Source organism: Janthinobacterium sp. SUN128 (assembly GCF_030587275.1).
GTDB lineage: Bacteria > Pseudomonadota > Gammaproteobacteria > Burkholderiales > Burkholderiaceae_D > Janthinobacterium > Janthinobacterium lividum.
The window spans coordinates 1-18,820 of the sequence record NZ_JAPWHY010000007.1; the positions used below are offsets into that span (position 1 = coordinate 1).

Genomic DNA, 18,820 nt, shown 5'->3' on the forward strand with positions numbered 1-18,820 from the left:
CACCCAAACTGATCATTGGCGCCATGATGCGCAAGCTGGTGCACGTGGCATTCGGCGTGCTCAGGTCGGGGAAAATATTTGATCCGACCTTGCACGCCGCTTGACGGGGATAACAGTATCTACTCTTCGATAATCTCGAAGGAATGGGTAATCTCTGCCGTCTTCGCCAGCATGATCGACGCCGAGCAGTATTTGTCATGTGACAAGGCCACGGCCCGTTCCACGGCCGTCGGTTTCAGGGCCTTGCCCCGCACGGTGAAGTGGAAGTGGATCTTGGTAAATACTTTCGGGTCGGTGTCGGCGCGGTCGGCCTTCAGGGTCACTTCACAGCCGCTGACGGCTTCGCGCCCGCGTTTCAGGATCAGCACCACGTCATAGGCGGTGCAGCCGCCCGTGCCCAGCAAGACCATTTCCATGGGGCGTGGCGCCAGGTTGTGGCCGCCGCCATCGGGCGCGCCATCCATGGTCACCAGGTGGCCGGAACCCGTTTCTGCCCGAAAACTCATGCCCGACGGGCCATTCCAGCTGACTTTGCATTCCATCGTACTCTCCGAAAATTGTAAGCGTTTTGTATTGTAATAGAGGAATGCCTGTCCATGTGCCGCCCGCCGGCCCGCAGCCGGCCTCGATTGCGGCTTGACGCGGCAAGGCAAAGCCGCTTATACTTGTCGGCTTTCCGTTCGCTCAGGAAAAGTAAATAAGGCAGAGTCCGCACGGCAGCATCGGCGGAACCACCATTTGAGCGTGTAATCTATTAGGAAGTCAACATGAAAACATTTTCCGCTAAAGGACATGAAGTCCAGCGCGATTGGTTCGTGGTTGACGCGACGGACAAAGTCCTCGGACGTGTTGCCAGCGAAGTGGCACTCCGACTGCGCGGCAAACACAAACCAGAATTTACTCCTCACGTCGATACCGGCGACTTCATCGTCGTCATCAACGCAGGCAAACTGCGTGTGACCGGTACCAAAGCTACTGAGAAAATTTACTACCGTCACTCTGGCTATCCAGGCGGCATCTACGAAACCAACTTCCAGAAAATGCAACAGCGTTTTCCAGGTCGCGCGCTTGAGAAAGCGGTCAAAGGCATGCTGCCTAAAGGCCCACTCGGCTACGCAATGATCAAGAAGCTGAAAGTGTACGCGGAAGGTTCCCATCCGCACGCTGCTCAGCAACCTAAAGCACTTGTTCTCTAAGGAACTGACATGATCGGTAATTACAATTATGGAACCGGCCGTCGCAAAAGTGCAGTGGCTCGGGTTTTTATCAAAGTTGGCACAGGCTTGATCGTTGTTAACGGCAAACCAGCAAACGAATACTTTTCGCGCGAAACGGGTCTGATGGTCATCCGTCAACCACTGGAACTGACCGGCAATGTCGAGCGTTTCGACATCAAAGTCAACGTCCATGGCGGCGGTGAGTCGGGCCAGGCTGGTGCAGTTCGTCACGGCATCACCCGCGCTCTGATCGACTACGATGCAGCGTTGAAACCGGAACTGGCTAAAGCCGGCTTCGTTACCCGCGATGCACGTGAAGTCGAGCGTAAAAAAGTTGGTCTGCGCAAAGCACGTCGCGCAAAGCAATTCTCGAAGCGTTAATTTCTACGCTACAGCACCTTCCGGGGTGCTGGTCGAAAAGCCGCTGGACTTCGGTCCCGCGGCTTTTTTGCATTTCAGCGGGATGCGCCGTTGCGCTGTAAAATACGCGAAAACCCGCAGGGGGAGCGTTTCCCCTCTTCTTTATGCAATCTTATGCAATCTATACACAAGGAAAGAACATGATCAAAGTTGGCATCGTCGGCGGCACTGGATACACGGGCGTGGAGTTGCTGCGCTTGCTCGCTACCCATCCAGATGTCGAGTTGACGGCGATTACTTCGCGCAAGGAAGATGGCTTGCCCGTTGCTGACATGTATCCTTCCCTGCGCGGCCATGTGAAACTGGCGTTTTCCTCGCCGGACAAGGCGAATCTGGAACAGTGCGACGTGGTCTTCTTTGCCACCCCGCATGGCGTTGCCATGGCGCAGGCACCAGCCTTGCTGGCCGCCGGCGTGAAAGTCATCGACCTGGCTGCCGATTTCCGCCTGAAAGACCAGGCCAAGTTCGAACAGTGGTACAAGATTCCCCATACGGCTCCCGAGCTGATCGAACAGGCCGTATATGGCTTGCCGGAACTGAACCGCGAAGACATCAAGCAAGCCAAGCTGATCGCCAACCCCGGTTGCTACCCGACCACCATGCAGCTGGGCTTTTACCCGCTGCTCAAGGCTGGCCTGGTCAACGCGGGCGGCTTGATCGCCGACTGCAAGTCGGGCGTGTCGGGCGCCGGCCGCAAGGCGGAAATCGGCATCCTGTTCTCGGAAAGCAGCGACAGCTTCAAGGCCTATGGCGTGGCCGGCCACCGCCACCTGCCGGAAACGACGGCGCAATTGCAGCGTTTCACGGATGAGAAAGTGGCGCTGACCTTCACGCCGCACCTGGTGCCGATGATCCGCGGCATGCATTCGACCCTGTACGCGCAGCTGAACAAGGATGTCAGCAATGAAGAATTGCAATCCTTGTTTGAAGAGCAATACAAGGATGAGCCTTTCGTCGACGTGATGCCGTTCGGCGCGCACCCGGAAACCCGCTCCACGCGCGGCTCGAACATGCTGCGCCTGGCCTTGCACCGTCCCGAAGGCGGCAATACCGTCATCGTGCTGGTGGTGCAGGACAATTTGGTCAAGGGCGCGTCGGGTCAGGCCGTGCAGTGCATGAACTTGATGTTTGGCTTGAAAGAAACGGCCGGTTTGCAACATATCGCCCTGTTGCCGTAATTATCGGCGCCGCTGCTTGCGCGGGTCCGGCGCCTTTTTGCCGGACCTGTGATAAATTGGACTGCCACGTACCCCGACAGGATGACGTTCATGTTCGAGCGCAATGCGAAAAACCCCATCGACACCCTGATCGGCGCATCCACGCGGATCGAGGGTGACCTGCTGTTTTGCGGCGGCTTGCGCATCGATGGCCATGTGCGCGGCAACGTCACGGGCGAGCCGGGCGAGCCCACGTATGTGGTGCTGGGCGAGGCGGGCCGTATCGATGGTGAAGTGCGCTGTTCGAGCCTGGTCGTCAGCGGCGAGATCAATGGCCCCGTGTATGTGTCGGAAATGCTTGAAATCCAGCCAAAAGCCCGCATTGTAGGAGAGGTCTATTACAAAGTGCTGGAAATGCACAGCGGCGCATTGGTGCAAGGCAAGCTGAGTCGCCACGACAGCGCCGACCCCGTGCTGCACCTGGCCGTATCGGAAATGTGAGCAGGAACAACACCGTCCAGCCGCATCAGCGGCGGCCGCAGCGCGAGTTGCGCCAACAGTCTATAATGACTTAATGTTTTCTAGTAGGAGTGCCTGATATGAATGCCGTCGCTGAAATGCAAGATGTGATCCCTTCCCCTATTATCTTTACCGATAGCGCCGCCGAAAAAGTCGCGCAGCTGATCGAAGAAGAAGGCAATCCCGACCTGAAATTGCGCGTGTTCGTGCAGGGTGGCGGCTGCTCCGGTTTCCAGTATGGCTTCACCTTCGATGAAATCGTCAACGAAGATGACACCACCATGGTCAAGAACGGCGTCCAGCTGTTGATCGATTCCATGAGCTACCAGTACCTGGTCGGCGCGGAAATCGACTACAAGGATGACCTGGAAGGCGCGCAGTTCGTGATCAAGAATCCGACAGCGACGTCCACCTGCGGTTGCGGTTCGTCTTTCTCCGTTTAAGCACTAAACTGGGCAAGCAAGACAATAGCGGATCTTCGATCCGCTATTTGTGTTTCTACGCCGGCTCAGCGCGGATACAGCGCGCCCAGTACGCGTAAGCCCTGCGCACCCGTCACGGCCGGCAAGTTGCCCGGCTTGCGCTGGTTAAAACGCCAGGCCAGCCAGGCGAACGCCAAGGCCTCGACCTGGCTGGGCGCCACGCCCAATGCTGCCGTCGATTCCACCGCCATGCCCGGCAATTCACGGGCCAGCGCCGCCATCAGGCTGGCGTTCTGCGCGCCGCCGCCACACACATACACGGTTTCCGCCCGTGCGCCGTCGCGCCCGATGGCGTGCGCCAGGCTGGCGGCCGTCAGCTGGGTCAGGGTCGCCTGCACGTCGGCTGGCCTGGCTTGCGGATAGCTGGCCAGCTTGGCGCCCAGCCAGTCGGCATGGAACAGGTCGCGTCCCGTGCTTTTCGGCGCAGGCAAGTCAAAATAGGGATCGTTGAGCAAATCCGCCAGCAGGGCGGGCAAGACTTGGCCCGTGGCGGCCCAGGCGCCGTCGGCGTCGTAGGGCTGGCCCAGGTGCTGCAAGACCCAGCCATCCATCAATGCATTGCCGGGACCCGTGTCGTAGCCCGTCACCGTGCCGTCCGCGTGCAGCACGCTGATATTGCCGATGCCGCCGATATTGGCCAGCACGCGCGTGTGGCCCGGCAGATTGAAGATGGCCTGGTGGAAGGCGGGCACCAGCGGCGCGCCTTGGCCGCCGGCCGCCACGTCGCGGCTGCGCAAGTCGGCGATGACATCGATGCCCGTCAGTTCGGCCAGCAGGGCCGGGTTGTTCAGCTGGCGTGTAAAGCCCAGCTCCGGGCGGTGGCGGATGGTCTGGCCATGCGCGCCGATGGCAGCGATGGCGTCCGGGCCGATACCCGCGTTGCTCAGAAGCATGGCGACGCAATCGGCGTAATGGCGCACGAGTCGGTTTGCCGCCAGTGCTTCGCGTTCGATTTCATTCTGGCCCGCACTTTGCAGCGCCATCAGGTCGGCGCGCAGGCTGGCGGGAAAGGGAATGTACGCGTCGCCCAGGCTGCGCGTGCCCTCGTCGGAAAAGTCGACCAGCGCACCGTCGACGCCATCGAGACTGGTGCCTGACATTAAACCGATATACAGCATGGGGTATTCCTTGAATGCGTAAGTGGTGAGGTGCATTGTGCCGCATTTGTGCCGGCCGCAGAAGCGCACGGGGAAAAACAAAGGCACCGGCCATTTGCATGGGCGGTGCCTTTCTTTATATGTTGCCCGAAGGCAGTGTTGCTTAGCGCGCAGCCAGTGCCGTGTCGTTCGGACGCAGCAGCGTGAAGCGGTGCATCATGTCAGCCGACACCATGCGGAAACGGCTCAGCTCGGCGGCCGTCAACGGGGCCTGGGCTTGTACGTTCAGTTTGCTTGGATCCTGTGCCACGCCGCCGACGCGGAATTCATAGTGCAAATGGGCGCCCGTCGACCAGCCGGTGGTGCCGACGTAGCCAATCACATCGCCCTGGCTGACTTTTTGACCTTTTTTCAGGCCCGAAGCAAAGCGGCTCATGTGTGCGTAGGCGGTGGAATAGTTGGCCCAGTGTTTCAGGACAACAACATTGCCATAGCCGTTTTGGCTGCCGACGGAATCGACCACGCCATCGCCCGAAGCGCGGATAGGGGTGCCCGTTGCTGCAGCGAAATCGATGCCCTTGTGCGCTTTCCAGTTGCCGGAAATCGGGTGCACGCGCATGGAGAAGCCGGACGAGATGCGGGAGAATTCGAGGGGGGATTTCAGGAAGGCTTTTTTGAGGGACTTGCCGTCGAAACTGTAGTAACCGCCGCCTTGCTTGCTTGCTGGGTCTTCGAACCAAACGGACTGGTAAGTCGTGCCGCGGTTGGTGAATTCACCGGCCAGGATGCGGCCCGCTCGGACAAATTCGCCATCTTGCCAGAATGTTTCGTAGACAACATTAAACGAGTCACCGCGCTTCAGGTCGGAGCGGAAGTCGATATTGGTGGAGAACATTTCCACGATTTGCGCGGAAATCGAATCTGGCAGGCGGGTGCCGTCCAGGCTGGAGTCGGTCGCGGCGAACAGGGTGGAAGTAATCTTGCGCGCGTGCATTTCAACGCGGCGTTCCAGCTGGGCAGCTACTTCCGTGGCCACGAACTTGTCGCCCTTGCGGGTGATCAGGATGTTCTTGACCGATTTGTCCGTGCCGTCGACGAGCGTGGCGCGCATCCAGTTGAGGTCGCCGTTTTCGGACGTTTGCGCTTGCACGCGCTTGCCCGATTTCAGCAACATCACGCCGCGCGCGATCTTGTCGGTTTTAATGAAATTGGCGGCCGCCGCATCATCCACGCCGAGACGGGTCAGCAGGGTGGCGAGGGTATCGCCAGCGCGGACTTTTTCTTCGTGGGTGAAATTCTGGTCTACCTGTTCCATCGCGGAAATTTGCGAGGCGAGATCAGGCATTTCCAGGTTCTGGGCGATGGACGTGACCGGCAAGTCCGATGCGTCGGGCGCCATGGGCGACACAGCGACCGCGCCGAAGGCGGCCACGGCGAGCAGCACTGCGGAGGCACCGATAATGCGTGCCTTGCGTGTCGTCGTCAGCTGTGTGTACAAGCGTGAGCCTGTGATTTTATGTATAGGGTTCATGCAATCAGTTAAAATTTGCCCTTGAACGTGACCTGAACTAATGCTCTTTGTTATTGTTATTTTGGTTCGTTTTCATACGGCAAGATTGATGGGATCGAGCATTATAGCAAACTCCGCAAACCTACTACCATTTTGAGATCTACAGTCAAATTTTATGGAAATCAACACCACCGCATCGCCTACAAAGGCTAACGCCGCTCAGACCGCGCTTCCGCTGTCGGACAGAGTACAAGAAGCCCTCGCGATTACCAAGCGTGGCGTCGACGAACTCTTGATCGAAAGCGAATTTGCGCAAAAATTAGCCCGCTCCGAGAAAACCGGTGTTCCGCTGCGCATCAAACTGGGCCTGGACCCGACTGCACCCGACTTGCATCTGGGCCACACTGTCGTGCTGAACAAGATGCGCCAGCTGCAAAACCTCGGCCATCAAGTCATTTTCCTCATCGGCGACTTCACGTCCATGATCGGCGATCCTTCAGGCCGCAACGTCACGCGCCCGCCGTTGACCAAGGAACAGATCGAGATTAACGCGATGACGTATTTCGCGCAAGCATCTTTGGTGCTGGACGCCAGCAAGACCGAAATCCGCTATAACTCCGAGTGGTGCGATCCGCTGGGCGCGCGCGGCATCATCCAGCTCGCTTCCCACTACACGGTGGCGCGCATGATCGAGCGCGACGACTTCACCAAGCGCTTCCAGGGTGGCATTCCTATTTCCGTGCATGAATTCCTGTACCCGCTGATGCAGGGCTACGATTCGGTGGCCCTGAAGTCGGACCTGGAACTGGGCGGCACGGACCAGAAGTTCAACCTGCTGGTGGGCCGCGAACTGCAAAAGCAGTACGGACAGGAGCAGCAGTGTATTTTGACCATGCCTCTGCTGGAAGGTTTGGACGGCGTGGAAAAAATGTCCAAGTCGAAGAATAACTACATCGGCATCACGGAACCGGGCAACACCATGTTCGCCAAGCTGATGAGCATTTCCGACGTCATGATGTGGCGCTACTACGAGCTGCTGTCGTGGCGCTCGATCGCCGAACTGGCCCAGCTGAAGCGCGAAGTCGAGGAAGGCCGCAATCCGCGCGATGCCAAAGTTGCGTTGGCGCAAGAGATCGTTGCCCGCTTCCACTCGCAGCAGGCGGCGGAAGAGGCGCTGGCCGACTTCGTCAACCGCTCGAAGGGCGGCATCCCCGACGATATTCCGGAAGTGACGCTGGCCGGCGCACCGCTGGGCATCCCGCAACTGCTCAAGCAAGCGGGCCTGTGCCCCTCGGCGTCGGAAGCCATGCGCAAGATTGACCAGGGCGGCGTGCGCATCGACGGCACCGTCATCAGCGACAAGGGCTTGCAAGTGGCGGCTGGCCAGTTTGTGTTGCAAGTTGGCAAGCGCAGCTTTGCGCGCGTCACCTTGACGGCATGATCGCGCTGCTGCAGCGCGTTACGCAGGCCAAGGTCGACGTGGCCGGCGCCACCATCGGCGCCATCGATGCCGGCCTGATGGTGCTCGTGTGCGCGGAGCGGGGCGATACGGAGAAGGAAGCGGACGCCCTGCTTATAAAACTGCTGGGCTATCGCGTGTTTGCCGACGAGGCGGGCAAGATGAACCGCAGCGTGACGGACGTGGCCGGCGGCTTGCTGCTGGTGCCGCAGTTTACGCTGGCTGCCGACACCAAGTCCGGCACGCGCCCGTCATTTACGCCGGCGGCCGCGCCGCAGGACGGCTTGCGCCTGTTCACGCATTTCGTGGACCAGGCGCGCAGCCGCCACGCGACCGTGCAAACGGGACAGTTCGGCGCCGACATGCAGGTGTCGCTGACGAACGACGGGCCAGTCACCTTCTGGCTGCAAGTAAACGCAAAGCAATAACTAAAAAATATAAAGAGGAGCAAGCGATGAAATTGTGGAGCGAGACGTTTCGTGATGGCGGCCTGATGCCGGCCGACCATGCCTTTGCCGAGATCGATCCGGCCAGCCGCGTGCGCCTCGCCGGCAACCGCAATCCTCATCTGGCCTGGGACGAGGTGCCCAACGGCACCGAGTCGCTGGCCCTGTTCTGCATCGACCCCGATGCGCCGCAAGACGCCAGCCTGGCCAACCGCGATGACCAATCGCTGCCGCTGACGGCGCCGCGCGGCGACTTTTATCACTGGAGCTTGCTTGATATTCCCCTGGCCATGCGGGTTATTGCCGCCGGTGAGTTTTCCAGCGGCATCACGCCGCGCGGCAAGCCTGCCGCCAGCGGCGGTGCGTTGCCACTGCGCCAGGGCCTCAACGACTATACGGCCTGGTTTGCCGGAGATGCCGCCATGGCCGGGGACTATTACGGCTATGATGGCCCGTGCCCGCCGTGGAATGACGAGCGCATCCACCATTATATTTTTCGCCTGTACGCGCTCGACGTGCCGCGCCTGGCGCTGCCCGAGCGTTTCACGGGGCAGCAAGCCCATGCAGCCCTGTACGGTCACATCCTCGACGAAGCCCAGCTCGTCGTCGCCTATTCGCTTAACCCCGAATTGGCACTTACCCTGAAGAAATAACGCATGAGCACCACGATTTTACTGATACGCCATGGCGAGACGGCCTGGAATGCGGGCCGCCGCCTGCAGGGCCATATCGACATCGCCCTGAACGAGGCGGGCCTGGCGCAAGCGGGGGCGCTGGGGCAGGCGCTGGCGGACGAACCGCTGGCCGCCATTATCGCCAGCGATCTGCAGCGCGCGCAGCAGACGGCGCAAGCCGTGGCCGATGTGAAAGATTTGCCCGTGCAAACGGATTCCTTGCTGCGCGAGCGCTGCTATGGCGCCTTCGAAGGCTTGCTGTATGCGGACATTGCCGCGCGCTATCCGCACGAATATGCGCAATGGCAATCGCGCCAGATCGATGCCGTGATGCCGTCGGGCGAGCGCCAGGCGGAAAGTTTCCGCCAGTTCTATGCGCGCGCGAACGGTGCCATCGCCCGCTGGGCCGGGAAATATGACGGCCAGACGATCGCCATCGTCGCCCACGGCGGCGTGCTCGAATGCGCCTACCGCGAGGCGGTCGGCATGACGCTCGACAGTCCGCGCGACTTCCAGGTCAAAAATGCCAGCGTCAACCGCTTTTCTTACGCGGACGGCAAGCTGCATTTGGTGCATTGGGGAAATATCGAACACTTGAGCGCGCCCGCGATGGACGAGCTGGGCTAAGAGCCGGGCGAACCGGCGGACGGGCTCGCCGAGCCCCTGTTTTGCTGTACTGCACAAGCGCGGCGCCCGCCCAAGCGCACTGAGGCAAAAAAATAGTGCTTATTAATTAGGCAGGGAATCGGTTAAAATAGCAGGTTCCTCCGTCCATTCCAGGTTCTTCAGTGCAAATCGGCCCTCACATTCTGCGCAACAACGTTTTCGTCGCTCCCATGGCGGGTGTGACGGATCGGCCTTTCCGCCAGTTGTGCAAGCAGTTGGGTGCCGGCTACGCCGTGTCGGAAATGGCGGCGTCGAATCCGCGCCTGTGGGCGACGGAAAAAAGCTCGCGCCGCACGGACCACGAAGGCGAAATGGAGCCGAAGGCCGTGCAGATCGCCGGCGCCGATCCGCAAGACCTGGCCGACTGCGCCAAGTTCAATGTGGACCGGGGCGCGCAGATCATCGACATCAACATGGGTTGCCCCGTCAAAAAAGTGTGCAACAGCTGGTGCGGTTCGGCCCTGTTGCAAGATGAAAGCCTGGTCGAAAAGATCTTGCACGCCGTCGTCAATGCCGTCGACGTGCCCGTCACCCTGAAATTCCGCACGGGCTGGAACCGTTCCAACAAAAATGCCCTGACCATCGCCCGCATCGCCGAGCAAGCCGGCATCCAGATGCTGACTTTGCACGGCCGCACGCGCGCCGATGGCTACAAGGGCGATGCCGAATATGAAACGATTGCCGCCGTGAAAGCATCGGTGGGCATCCCCGTGGTGGCCAACGGCGACATTACCAGTCCTGAAAAGGCCCGCTTTGTGCTGGATCAAACGGGGGCCGATGCCGTCATGATCGGCCGCGCGGCGCAGGGCCGGCCGTGGATTTGCCGTGAAATCGACCATTTCCTGTGCACCGGCACCTTGCTGCCGGCGCCGTACGTGGATGAAGTGCGTACCTTGATGGACGAGCATTTGCGCGCCCATTACGCGTTTTATGGCGAATTTCTCGGCGTGCGCACGGCACGCAAGCACATCGGCTGGTATGTCAAGGATCTGGAAGGCGGCGAAGCGTTCCGCCAGCAAATGAACTTGCTGGAATCGACGGACGCGCAATTGCTGGCCGTCGATCAATTTTTTGAGTCGCAATGGAAATTTGGCGAACGGTTACAATACCGCCTCTCCGAATCCAGTGAAAGTGGCCTGATCGATGTGATCAAATCTGTGGCCACGGCAGCATGAGCAGATAGCAAGGCAGTGATATAAGTTATAAGCAATAGTGACAAGCAAGAGTGATCAGCAGTACAAGGGCGAGCGCCTATACAGAGCGTCATGCAATATTAATTACAACACCGAGGCAAGGGGGCAGCACGCGGACCGCATGGGCGGCGCGGCGCCGGATTGCCAGGTGTTCAGCCGGTTGAAGCATAAAAATGAGCAAAGAAAGCATTCAGGAAGTCGTACAGAAAAGTCTAGAAGATTACTTCAATGACCTGGGCGAACAGCAAGCATCGAATATCTATGACATGGTCGTGCTGACCGTGGAAAAGCCCATCCTGGAAGTCGTGATGACACGCGCCGATGGCAACCAGTCGCACGCCGCGCAGATGCTGGGCATCAACCGCAATACCCTGCGCAAGAAATTGCAGGAGCACGGTTTGCTGTAATGCCGGCATGCAAGTGACGCCAAGATTTGAATCCGCCGCAGCCCGGCACCGGGCCTGCGCCATTCGCCAAGAACACTTAACCACCTAGCCACAGCCATGATCAAACAAGCTCTCCTCTCCGTTTCCGACAAGACCGGCGTTCTCGAATTCGCCCGCGCCCTGTCCGCCCTCGGCGTCAACCTCCTGTCCACGGGCGGCACCGCAAAATTGCTGGCTGACAACGGCGTTCCCGTCACGGAAGTTGCCGATTACACGGGTTTCCCGGAGATGCTCGATGGCCGTGTGAAGACCCTGCACCCGAAAGTGCACGGCGGTATCCTGGCGCGCCGCGATTTCCCTGAGCACATGTCGAAACTGGTCGAGCACGACATGCCGACCATCGACATGGTGGTGGTCAACCTGTACCCATTCCAGGGCACGGTCGCCAAGGCCGATTGCACCCTGGAAGACGCGATCGAGAACATCGATATCGGCGGCCCGACCATGCTGCGTTCGGCGGCCAAGAACCACAAGGACGTGGTTGTCATCTGCGACCCGACCGACTACGACGCCGTGCTGGCGGAAATGCGCTCGGCCGACGGCAAGGCAGGCGACGTCAGCTACGATACCAAGTTCATGCTGGCGAAAAAAGTCTTTGCGCACACGGCGCAATACGATGGCGCCATCACCAACTACCTGACCAGCCTGGGTCCGACGAAAGTGCACGCCGAGCGCGGCGCCTATCCGCAAATCTTGAACGTTGCCTTTGAAAAAGTGCAAGACATGCGCTACGGTGAAAACCCGCACCAGAGCGCCGCCTTCTACCGCGACCTGGTCACCACCGATGGCGCGCTGGCCAACTACCGCCAGCTGCAAGGCAAGGAATTGTCGTATAACAACATCGCCGACGCCGATGCTGCCTGGGAATGTGTGAAGAGCATGGGCGGTTTCGAGCAAAGCGCCGCCTGCGTCATCGTCAAGCACGCGAATCCATGCGGCGTCGCCCTGGGCAAGAATGCGGCGGAAGCGTATGCGCGCGCCCTGCAGACGGACCCGACCTCGGCATTCGGCGGCATCATCGCGTTTAATACCGAACTGGATGGCGCCACGGCCGGCGAAATCGCCAAGCTGTTCGTCGAAGTGCTGATCGCCCCGTCGTTCTCCGCGGAAGCGAAACAGATTCTGTCGAGCAAGCAAAACGTGCGCATGCTGGAAATCCCGCTGGGTAGCGGCGTGCACGCCATGGACTTTAAGCGCGTCGGTGGCGGTTTGCTGGTGCAATCGCCGGACGCGAAAAACGTCGGTATCGGCGACTTGCGCGTGGTCAGCAAGCTGCAGCCTACGCCGCAGCAACTGGCCGACCTGATGTTCGCCTGGAAAGTGGCGAAATTCGTCAAGTCGAACGCCATCGTCTTCTGCGGCAATAACATGACCCTGGGCGTGGGCGCTGGCCAGATGAGCCGTATCGACTCGGCCCGCATCGCTTCCATCAAGGCGCACAACGCCGGCCTGTCGCTGACGGGTTCCGTCGTAGCGTCGGACGCTTTCTTCCCGTTCCGCGACGGCCTCGATGTCGTCGTCGATGCGGGCGCAACCTGCGTCATCCACCCGGGCGGCTCCATGCGCGACCAGGAAGTGATCGATGCGGCGGACGAGCGCGGCGTCGTGATGCTTTACACGGGCACGCGTCACTTCCGTCATTGATAATTGAACCCAACGGCAATGACCGGGGTCGGACCCTAAGGGTCCGACCCCAGATGTTGGTTTGGGTTGCTGCGACACAATACGGCAGGCACCGGTTATTCACCGGTGCCTGCCGTATTCATTATAGAATCTGGCGATGATTATTCTTGGCATCGATCCTGGCCTGCGCACGACCGGCTTTGGGGTCATTGAAAAACACGGCAACAAGCTGCGCTATATCGCGTCGGGTACCGTCAAGACAGGTTCCGAAGGGGAATTGCCGCCGCGCCTGAAGGTCATCCTGCAGGGCGTGAGCGAAATCGTCGGCACCTACCAGCCCGATTGCGCGGCCATCGAGAAAGTGTTTGTCAACGTCAATCCCCAATCGACCTTGCTGCTGGGCCAGGCGCGCGGCGCGGCCATTTGCGCGCTCGTCCATGCCGACCTGTCGGTGGCCGAGTACACGGCGCTGCAAGTGAAACAGGCTGTCACGGGCCACGGCAAGGCGGCCAAGGAGCAGGTGCAGGAAATGGTGTCGCGGCTGCTGTCCTTGCCCGGCTTGCCCGGCACGGATGCGGCCGATGCCCTGGGCGTGGCCATTTGCCACGCCAACAGCATCGATGCGCTGGCCATGCTCGGCGCGCTGGCGCCCCAGCTGCAGGGGCTGCGCATGAAGCGCGGCCGTTTAGTGGGATAGCTGCATGGCCCTCATATATATACACAACATTAGGAACACGCGATGATAGGCCGTCTCTCCGGTATTTTGCTTGAAAAGAATCCACCACAATTGCTGGTCGATTGCCAGGGCGTCGGCTATGAAGTCGACGTGCCGATGAGCACCTTTTACAACCTGCCCCACGTGGGCGAAAAAGTCGTGCTGTTCACGCACCAGGCCATCCGCGAAGATGCGCACCTGTTGTTTGGCTTCGGCAATGCGGCCGAGCGGGCCGTGTTCCGCCAGTTGATCAAGATCACGGGCGTGGGCGCGCGCATGGCCTTGTCGATCCTTTCGGGCATGACGATAGCCGACCTGGCGCAAGCCATCACCCTGCAGGATTCCGGCCGCCTCGTGAAAGTGCCGGGCATCGGCAAGAAAACGGCCGAGCGCCTGTTGCTGGAATTGAAGGGCAAGCTGGGTGCCGATATCGGCGCCGGCGGCGCGCATGCGGCGCCGGACGCCCAGTCGGACATCCTCAACGCGCTGGTCGCGCTCGGCTATTCGGACAAGGAAGCGCTGGCGGCCGTGAAAAACGTGCCGGCCGGCAGCAGCGTGTCGGACGGCATCAAACTGGCGCTGAAAGCGCTGTCGAAAGGCTGATAAGGCATGAGCATCCAGACCGACAGCTTCACGGAACAGCGCATCATCGATGCGGCGCCCATTTCGCACAACGAAGAGGCCATCGAACGGGCCTTGCGCCCCAAGCAGCTCGACGAGTATGTGGGACAGGAAAAGATCCGCGACCAGCTCGAGATTTTCATCACGGCTGCGCGCCAGCGCAAGGAAGCGCTCGACCACACCTTGCTGTTCGGCCCGCCGGGCCTGGGCAAGACGACCCTCGCGCACATCATCGCGCGCGAAATGGGCGTCAATCTGCGCCAGACTTCCGGCCCCGTGCTGGAGCGCCCGGGCGACCTGGCCGCGATCCTGACCAACCTGGAAGCGAACGACGTCCTGTTCATCGATGAAATCCACCGGCTGTCGCCCGTCGTGGAAGAGATTTTGTATCCGGCGCTTGAGGATTATCAGATCGATATCATGATCGGCGAAGGCCCGGCCGCCCGTTCCGTGAAACTCGACCTGCAACCGTTTACATTGGTCGGTGCCACCACGCGCGCCGGCATGCTGACCAACCCGCTGCGCGACCGCTTCGGCATCGTCGCGCGCCTGGAGTTTTATAACACGGGCGAATTGACGAAGATCGTTACGCGCAGCGCGGCCTTGCTGAAAGCACCGATCGACCCGGAAGGCGCGCACGAGATCGCCCAGCGCGCGCGCGGCACGCCCCGCATCGCCAACCGCCTGCTGCGCCGCGTGCGCGATTTCGCGGAAGTCAAAAGCAATGGCGAGATCACCAAGGTGGTGGCCGACCGCGCGCTGGCCATGCTCGACGTCGATTCCGCCGGTTTCGACGTGATGGACCGCAAGCTGCTTGAAGCCGTGCTGTTCAAGTTCGGCGGCGGCCCCGTCGGCATCGGGAACCTGGCTGCGGCCATCGGCGAAGCTGCCGATACCATCGAAGATGTGCTGGAACCGTATCTGATACAGCAAGGTTTCCTGCAGCGAACGCCCCGTGGCCGTGTCGCCACGCCGGCCGCCTACCTGCACTTTGGCGTCAGCGCCCCGCGCATGGGCCCGGGCGGCGAAGCGTGGGAACTGTGATGGCGGAAGGCAGCCGGCAGACCGCGCCGGGCATGCAGATATGGATCGACGCCGATGCTTGTCCCGTCGTCATCAAGGAAATCTTGTATCGCGTGGCCGACCGCCTGGAATTGCCGCTCACCCTGGTCGCCAACCAGGGCTTGCGCGTGCCGCCCTCGCGTTTTATCCGCACCGTGCAAGTGCCGTCCGGCGCGGACGTGGCCGACCAGGAAATCGTGCGCCTGTTGAATCCCGGCGACCTCGTCATCACGGGCGACATCCCGCTGGCCGCCGACGTGCTGACCAAGGGCGGTTTTGCGCTGAACCCGCGCGGCGAGTTTTACACGAAGGACAATATCGCCCAGCAACTGACGATGCGCGCTTTCATGGAAGAATTGCGCAGCGGCGGTGTCGACACGGGCGGTCCTGCCGCCTTCAGCCAGTCCGACCGGCAACAGTTTGCCAATAGCCTGGACCGACATTTGAGCAAGCATCACCGCAAGCCGGCCCCGGCGCAGTAAGCGGTGGACGAAAAAAACGTGGATGAAAAAAAACCGGCGCAAGCCGGTTTTTTTATGTGCATGTAACTTAGCGTGCAACTTTGCGCGTGCCCACCACTTCCACCGTCACGCGGCGGTTCTTGGCGCGCCCGGCGGCACTCGTGTTGTCGGCCACCGGTTGCGTTTCTCCCTTGCCTTCCGTGTAGACGCGGCTCGTTTCCACGCCTTGGGCCACCAGATAGGCCTTGACGGCTTCGGCGCGGCGCTGCGACAGTTTCTGGTTGTAGGCATCGGAACCGACGGCATCCGTATGGCCGACCGTGACGATGACTTCCAGGTCCATGCCCGTCAATTGTCCGAGCAGCTGGTCCAGCGCCGCCTTGCCTTGCGGCTTGAGTGTCGATTGATCGAAATCAAACAGCGCTTCGGAGGCAAACGACACTTTTTCCGCTACGGGGACAGGCGCCGGTGCGGCCACGATGACAGGTGCCGGCATGGCGACGACAGGCGCGACTTCGGGCGCCGGCTGGTAGGCGGGCGTGGCGCTGGCCGGGCGGCCCAGTTTATACACGAGGCTGACGGAATACAGGTCCGCATCGCCACGGTTGCCCACGGCATCGTTCAAGCGATAACGCTCGACTTCGCCGCGCAGGGCCAGCGCTTCGCTGAACTTGTATTCGAGGCCCAGGCCCAGCTTGGCATTGAGCTTGCGCTCGCTGGCATGGGTATTGGTCGAACCGAGCAGGCGGTTGCCGCTGAACTCCGTGTTGGTCTTGGTGTAGTGCATGCCGACACGGCCCAGTAATGACAGGCGCTGCGACAGCGGCAGCTGGCCCAGCAGGTCCAGGTTCATGCCGCGAAACGCCGCTTGTCCGTTCAGCACGCCGTTGCCGCTGGTGGTCGACTTGAAATCGAACTTGCCCAGGTCAAAGTAGCCCGCTTCCACGGCGACATACTGGTTCAGTTGGCGGCCGACAAACAGCTTATAGCCGGTGTCGCGCTGGTCCTTGCTGAAGCCGGTGACGGTTTCGCCGTTGGCGGCCAGGCTGGCGCGCAGGCGCGGTTCGTCGATGGTGGCGCGCGACTGGCCCACGCCCGCGCCGATGTACCAGGCGCTGTTGGCCCAGTCCGGGTTGATGAAAGTGTTGTCCTGCGCCTGCGCCGATTGCGCCGCCAGCAAGGCGCCGGCCATGACGCTCAGGGCGCCCAGTGTGTGTGCGATAGTCATCGTCATGTCCCGATTATTTGGTGATCTGGTTGTTGCGCAGGGTAACGGCGGCAGCCGTCAGCACGCGGCCATTGAGCAGGGTCGTGTTGTCGCCCACCGTGATGGCAGCCGACTGGCCCAGGATATTGCCCTTGAAGACGCTGTTCGCGGCCAGGGTGGTGGGGCCGACGGGCAGCCAGCTGACGTTGTCGGCCGTGGCGCCGTTATTCAGGGCAACTACCGAATTGACGGTCGAGTCCAGGGTCAGCGCCGTGCGGAAGATGTACACGCCGGGACCGTTCAGTGTCAGCGTACCGGTAATGCTGATGGCACCGGCATAGCAATACACGCCGGGGCCGAAGGTCTGGCCGCCGAGGTCGATGCCGCCGGCAAAGGTGACGTCGCAAGTCCGGCTATTGCCGTCCGTGATCGCCGCTTGCAAATCCGTCATGGCGCCGGCCAGGATGGCGCCCGACTTGTAGTTGGTAAAGCCGGCCGCCTGGGTCGGATCGGTGGTCTGCGAAGGCGCACCGACGTCGCCCGTGATCAGGGTGGTGCCGCCCGAGTTGTTCGTGATCGAGGTGCCGGCCAGTACGCCGAACGGCGCCGCGCGGCCCAGGATGATCGGATTGAGGACGGGCGGGATGGCGACGGCCGTGACCGTCAGCAACGCGCTGCCCGACTGGCCGCCGGCCGTGGCCGTGATGCTGCTGGTGCCGGCGGCGATGCCGGTGGCGACGCCCGTGTTCAGTACGCTGGCGTTGGCAACGGTGCCCGACGTCCAGGCGGCGCTGTTGGTGACGATGGCGTTCGAGCTGTCCGAATACGTTGCGGTGGCAATGAATTGCTGTTGGGCACCAACAGCGATGCTGGCTGTGGCTGGCGTGACGGCGATGCTGACCAGGGTGAGGGCAGGTACGGTCACGGTGGTGCTGGCCGTCTTGCCGTTGAAGCTGGCATTCATGACGCTGGTACCAAAGGCAACGCCGGTGACGAGGCCGCCGCTGGCGACGGTGGCCGAGGCGGGCGTGACTGAAACGAAGGTGCTGCCGGTCGTGACGTCCACGCTGCTGCCATCCGAATACGTGGCAAGGACGGCCAGCTGGCGCGTCGCGGCGGCCGGGATGACGGGGTTTTGCGGCGTGACGGCGATAGCCAGCAGGGTCGCTGGCGTGACGGTCAGCACGGTGCTGGCTGTCAAGGTGCCCGTGGTGGCCGTGATCTGTGTCGTGCCGGCAACCTTACCCAGCGCCAAGCCGCCAGCGGCGATGCTGGCCGTGGTAGGGCTGGCCGAAGCAAAGGTCGACACGGCCGTGACGTCGCGCGTGGCGCCGTCGCTGAAGCTGCCGCTCACCGTGAATTGCTGTGTTGCGGCGATGGCGATGGATGGCGCGAGCGGCGTGATGGCGATCGCCGTCAAGGTGGCCGGCGAGACGGTCAGCTGGGCCGCCGCGCTCTTGCCGCCGAACGCGGCGCTGATGCTGCCGCCGCCGGCAGCGATGCCGGTGCTCAAGCCTGTGGCGCCATTGACTGTCGCACTGGCTGGCGTGGCCGACGTCCAGGCCGACTTGGCGCTGACGTCTTGCGAAGAGCCGTCGCTATACGTGGCGATGGCCGTGAATTGCTGGCCCGCGCCGATGGCGACCGTGGCCGTGGCCGGCGTGACGGCCAGGCTGGACAAGGTGGCAGCCGGCAAGCCGAGGATGGGATCGCGTCCCTGGTCGCCGCCGCCACAGCCGGCCAGGGCAGCCATGGCCAGCAGACCTGCCGAGACGAGCAGCGGGTTCAGATATCGCTTGAAGAGATTCATATAATTCCTTTGTGCATGGCAGTCACTGCCGGGCA

At 61.3% G+C, this 18,820-nt stretch carries 21 protein-coding genes and 1 pseudogene; 17 read left to right on the top strand and 5 right to left on the bottom strand.

All coding sequences use genetic code 11. The features are described 5' to 3' along the window. Nucleotides 1–104, top strand: a pseudogene (locus O3297_RS27075) (IS110 family transposase); the annotation flags it as partial. 15 nt (nucleotides 105–119) lie between these two features. Here the strand turns inward: O3297_RS27075 and O3297_RS27080 are convergent. Next, complete coding sequence (locus O3297_RS27080) at nucleotides 120–542, bottom strand: OsmC family protein (protein WP_034749235.1); 423 nt, start codon at nucleotides 540–542, stop codon at nucleotides 120–122. A gap of 225 nt (nucleotides 543–767) precedes the next feature. On the opposite strand from O3297_RS27080, the gene rplM reads away from it, so the two are divergent. From rplM to erpA, 5 genes are all read left to right on the top strand, one after another. After that, entirely contained in the window at nucleotides 768–1,196 is a 429-nt protein-coding gene (gene rplM, locus O3297_RS27085; protein WP_010393282.1) for a 50S ribosomal protein L13, read from the top strand. A 9-nt stretch (nucleotides 1,197–1,205) separates the two neighbouring features. Then, entirely contained in the window at nucleotides 1,206–1,598 is a 393-nt protein-coding gene (rpsI, locus tag O3297_RS27090) for a 30S ribosomal protein S9 (RefSeq protein WP_010393285.1), read from the top strand. 179 nt (nucleotides 1,599–1,777) lie between these two features. Beyond that, a complete protein-coding gene (gene argC, locus O3297_RS27095) occupies nucleotides 1,778–2,815 on the top strand; it encodes an N-acetyl-gamma-glutamyl-phosphate reductase (protein ID WP_034784759.1) in 1,038 nt (345 codons plus the stop codon). Nucleotides 2,816–2,905: 90 nt separating this feature from the next. Next, nucleotides 2,906–3,295, top strand: a complete 390-nt coding sequence (locus tag O3297_RS27100) for a polymer-forming cytoskeletal protein (protein WP_034785332.1) — start codon at nucleotides 2,906–2,908, stop codon at nucleotides 3,293–3,295. 98 nt (nucleotides 3,296–3,393) lie between these two features. Further along, entirely contained in the window at nucleotides 3,394–3,756 is a 363-nt protein-coding gene (gene erpA / locus O3297_RS27105) for an iron-sulfur cluster insertion protein ErpA (protein WP_029496047.1), read from the top strand. Between the two features lie 65 nt (nucleotides 3,757–3,821). On the opposite strand, the gene O3297_RS27110 is transcribed toward erpA, so the two are convergent. Together O3297_RS27110 and O3297_RS27115 are read right to left on the bottom strand one after the other, a co-directional pair. Further along, nucleotides 3,822–4,913 (bottom strand): anhydro-N-acetylmuramic acid kinase, encoded by a 1,092-nt coding sequence (locus O3297_RS27110; protein ID WP_305051026.1) that lies wholly within the window; start codon nucleotides 4,911–4,913, stop codon nucleotides 3,822–3,824. Between the two features lie 142 nt (nucleotides 4,914–5,055). Further along, entirely contained in the window at nucleotides 5,056–6,423 is a 1,368-nt protein-coding gene (locus O3297_RS27115) for a M23 family metallopeptidase (RefSeq protein ID WP_034784764.1), read from the bottom strand. 154 nt (nucleotides 6,424–6,577) lie between these two features. Here O3297_RS27115 and tyrS point away from each other — a divergent pair, with 154 nt between their 5' ends. The 11 genes from tyrS (at nucleotide 6,578) to O3297_RS27170 (ending at nucleotide 15,789) form a co-directional block, all read left to right on the top strand. Continuing rightward, the gene (gene tyrS, locus O3297_RS27120; protein WP_070253823.1) at nucleotides 6,578–7,843 is read left to right on the top strand and encodes a tyrosine--tRNA ligase; all 1,266 of its coding nucleotides are present in this window, start codon (nucleotides 6,578–6,580) and stop codon (nucleotides 7,841–7,843) included. Beyond that, the gene (dtd, locus tag O3297_RS27125) at nucleotides 7,840–8,289 is read left to right on the top strand and encodes a D-aminoacyl-tRNA deacylase (protein ID WP_070253822.1); all 450 of its coding nucleotides are present in this window, start codon (nucleotides 7,840–7,842) and stop codon (nucleotides 8,287–8,289) included. Before tyrS ends, dtd begins: the two co-directional genes overlap by 4 nt. 26 nt (nucleotides 8,290–8,315) lie before the next feature. Continuing rightward, entirely contained in the window at nucleotides 8,316–8,960 is a 645-nt protein-coding gene (locus tag O3297_RS27130) for a YbhB/YbcL family Raf kinase inhibitor-like protein (RefSeq protein WP_034784769.1), read from the top strand. 3 nt (nucleotides 8,961–8,963) lie between these two features. Then, complete coding sequence (locus O3297_RS27135) at nucleotides 8,964–9,608, top strand: histidine phosphatase family protein (RefSeq protein ID WP_034784771.1); 645 nt, start codon at nucleotides 8,964–8,966, stop codon at nucleotides 9,606–9,608. A gap of 161 nt (nucleotides 9,609–9,769) precedes the next feature. Further along, complete coding sequence (dusB, locus tag O3297_RS27140) at nucleotides 9,770–10,822, top strand: tRNA dihydrouridine synthase DusB (RefSeq protein WP_305051028.1); 1,053 nt, start codon at nucleotides 9,770–9,772, stop codon at nucleotides 10,820–10,822. A gap of 191 nt (nucleotides 10,823–11,013) precedes the next feature. Further along, a complete protein-coding gene (locus O3297_RS27145) occupies nucleotides 11,014–11,247 on the top strand; it encodes a helix-turn-helix domain-containing protein (protein WP_008445162.1) in 234 nt (77 codons plus the stop codon). A 96-nt stretch (nucleotides 11,248–11,343) separates the two neighbouring features. Further along, on the top strand, nucleotides 11,344–12,930 hold the full coding sequence (purH, locus tag O3297_RS27150) for a bifunctional phosphoribosylaminoimidazolecarboxamide formyltransferase/IMP cyclohydrolase (protein WP_305051029.1): 1,587 nt from the start codon (nucleotides 11,344–11,346) through the stop codon (nucleotides 12,928–12,930). Nucleotides 12,931–13,066: 136 nt separating this feature from the next. After that, a complete protein-coding gene (gene ruvC / locus O3297_RS27155; RefSeq protein WP_099390050.1) occupies nucleotides 13,067–13,606 on the top strand; it encodes a crossover junction endodeoxyribonuclease RuvC in 540 nt (179 codons plus the stop codon). A gap of 42 nt (nucleotides 13,607–13,648) precedes the next feature. Next, a complete protein-coding gene (gene ruvA / locus O3297_RS27160) occupies nucleotides 13,649–14,227 on the top strand; it encodes a Holliday junction branch migration protein RuvA (RefSeq protein ID WP_305051032.1) in 579 nt (192 codons plus the stop codon). A gap of 6 nt (nucleotides 14,228–14,233) precedes the next feature. After that, nucleotides 14,234–15,289 carry a Holliday junction branch migration DNA helicase RuvB gene (gene ruvB / locus O3297_RS27165; RefSeq protein WP_034749202.1) on the top strand — a complete coding sequence of 352 codons (1,056 nt, stop codon included), beginning with the start codon at nucleotides 14,234–14,236 and terminating at the stop codon, nucleotides 15,287–15,289. Nucleotides 15,290–15,321: 32 nt separating this feature from the next. After that, nucleotides 15,322–15,789, top strand: coding sequence for a YaiI/YqxD family protein (locus O3297_RS27170; RefSeq protein ID WP_092613064.1), 468 nt, complete (start codon nucleotides 15,322–15,324; stop codon nucleotides 15,787–15,789). Nucleotides 15,790–15,856: 67 nt separating this feature from the next. On the opposite strand, the gene O3297_RS27175 is transcribed toward O3297_RS27170, so the two are convergent. Beyond that, nucleotides 15,857–16,996 carry an OmpA family protein gene (locus O3297_RS27175; protein ID WP_305051033.1) on the bottom strand — a complete coding sequence of 380 codons (1,140 nt, stop codon included), beginning with the start codon at nucleotides 16,994–16,996 and terminating at the stop codon, nucleotides 15,857–15,859. 13 nt (nucleotides 16,997–17,009) lie between these two features. After that, the gene (locus tag O3297_RS27180) at nucleotides 17,010–18,785 is read right to left on the bottom strand and encodes an ice-binding family protein (protein WP_305051034.1); all 1,776 of its coding nucleotides are present in this window, start codon (nucleotides 18,783–18,785) and stop codon (nucleotides 17,010–17,012) included. Between the last annotated feature and the right edge of the window lie 35 nt (nucleotides 18,786–18,820).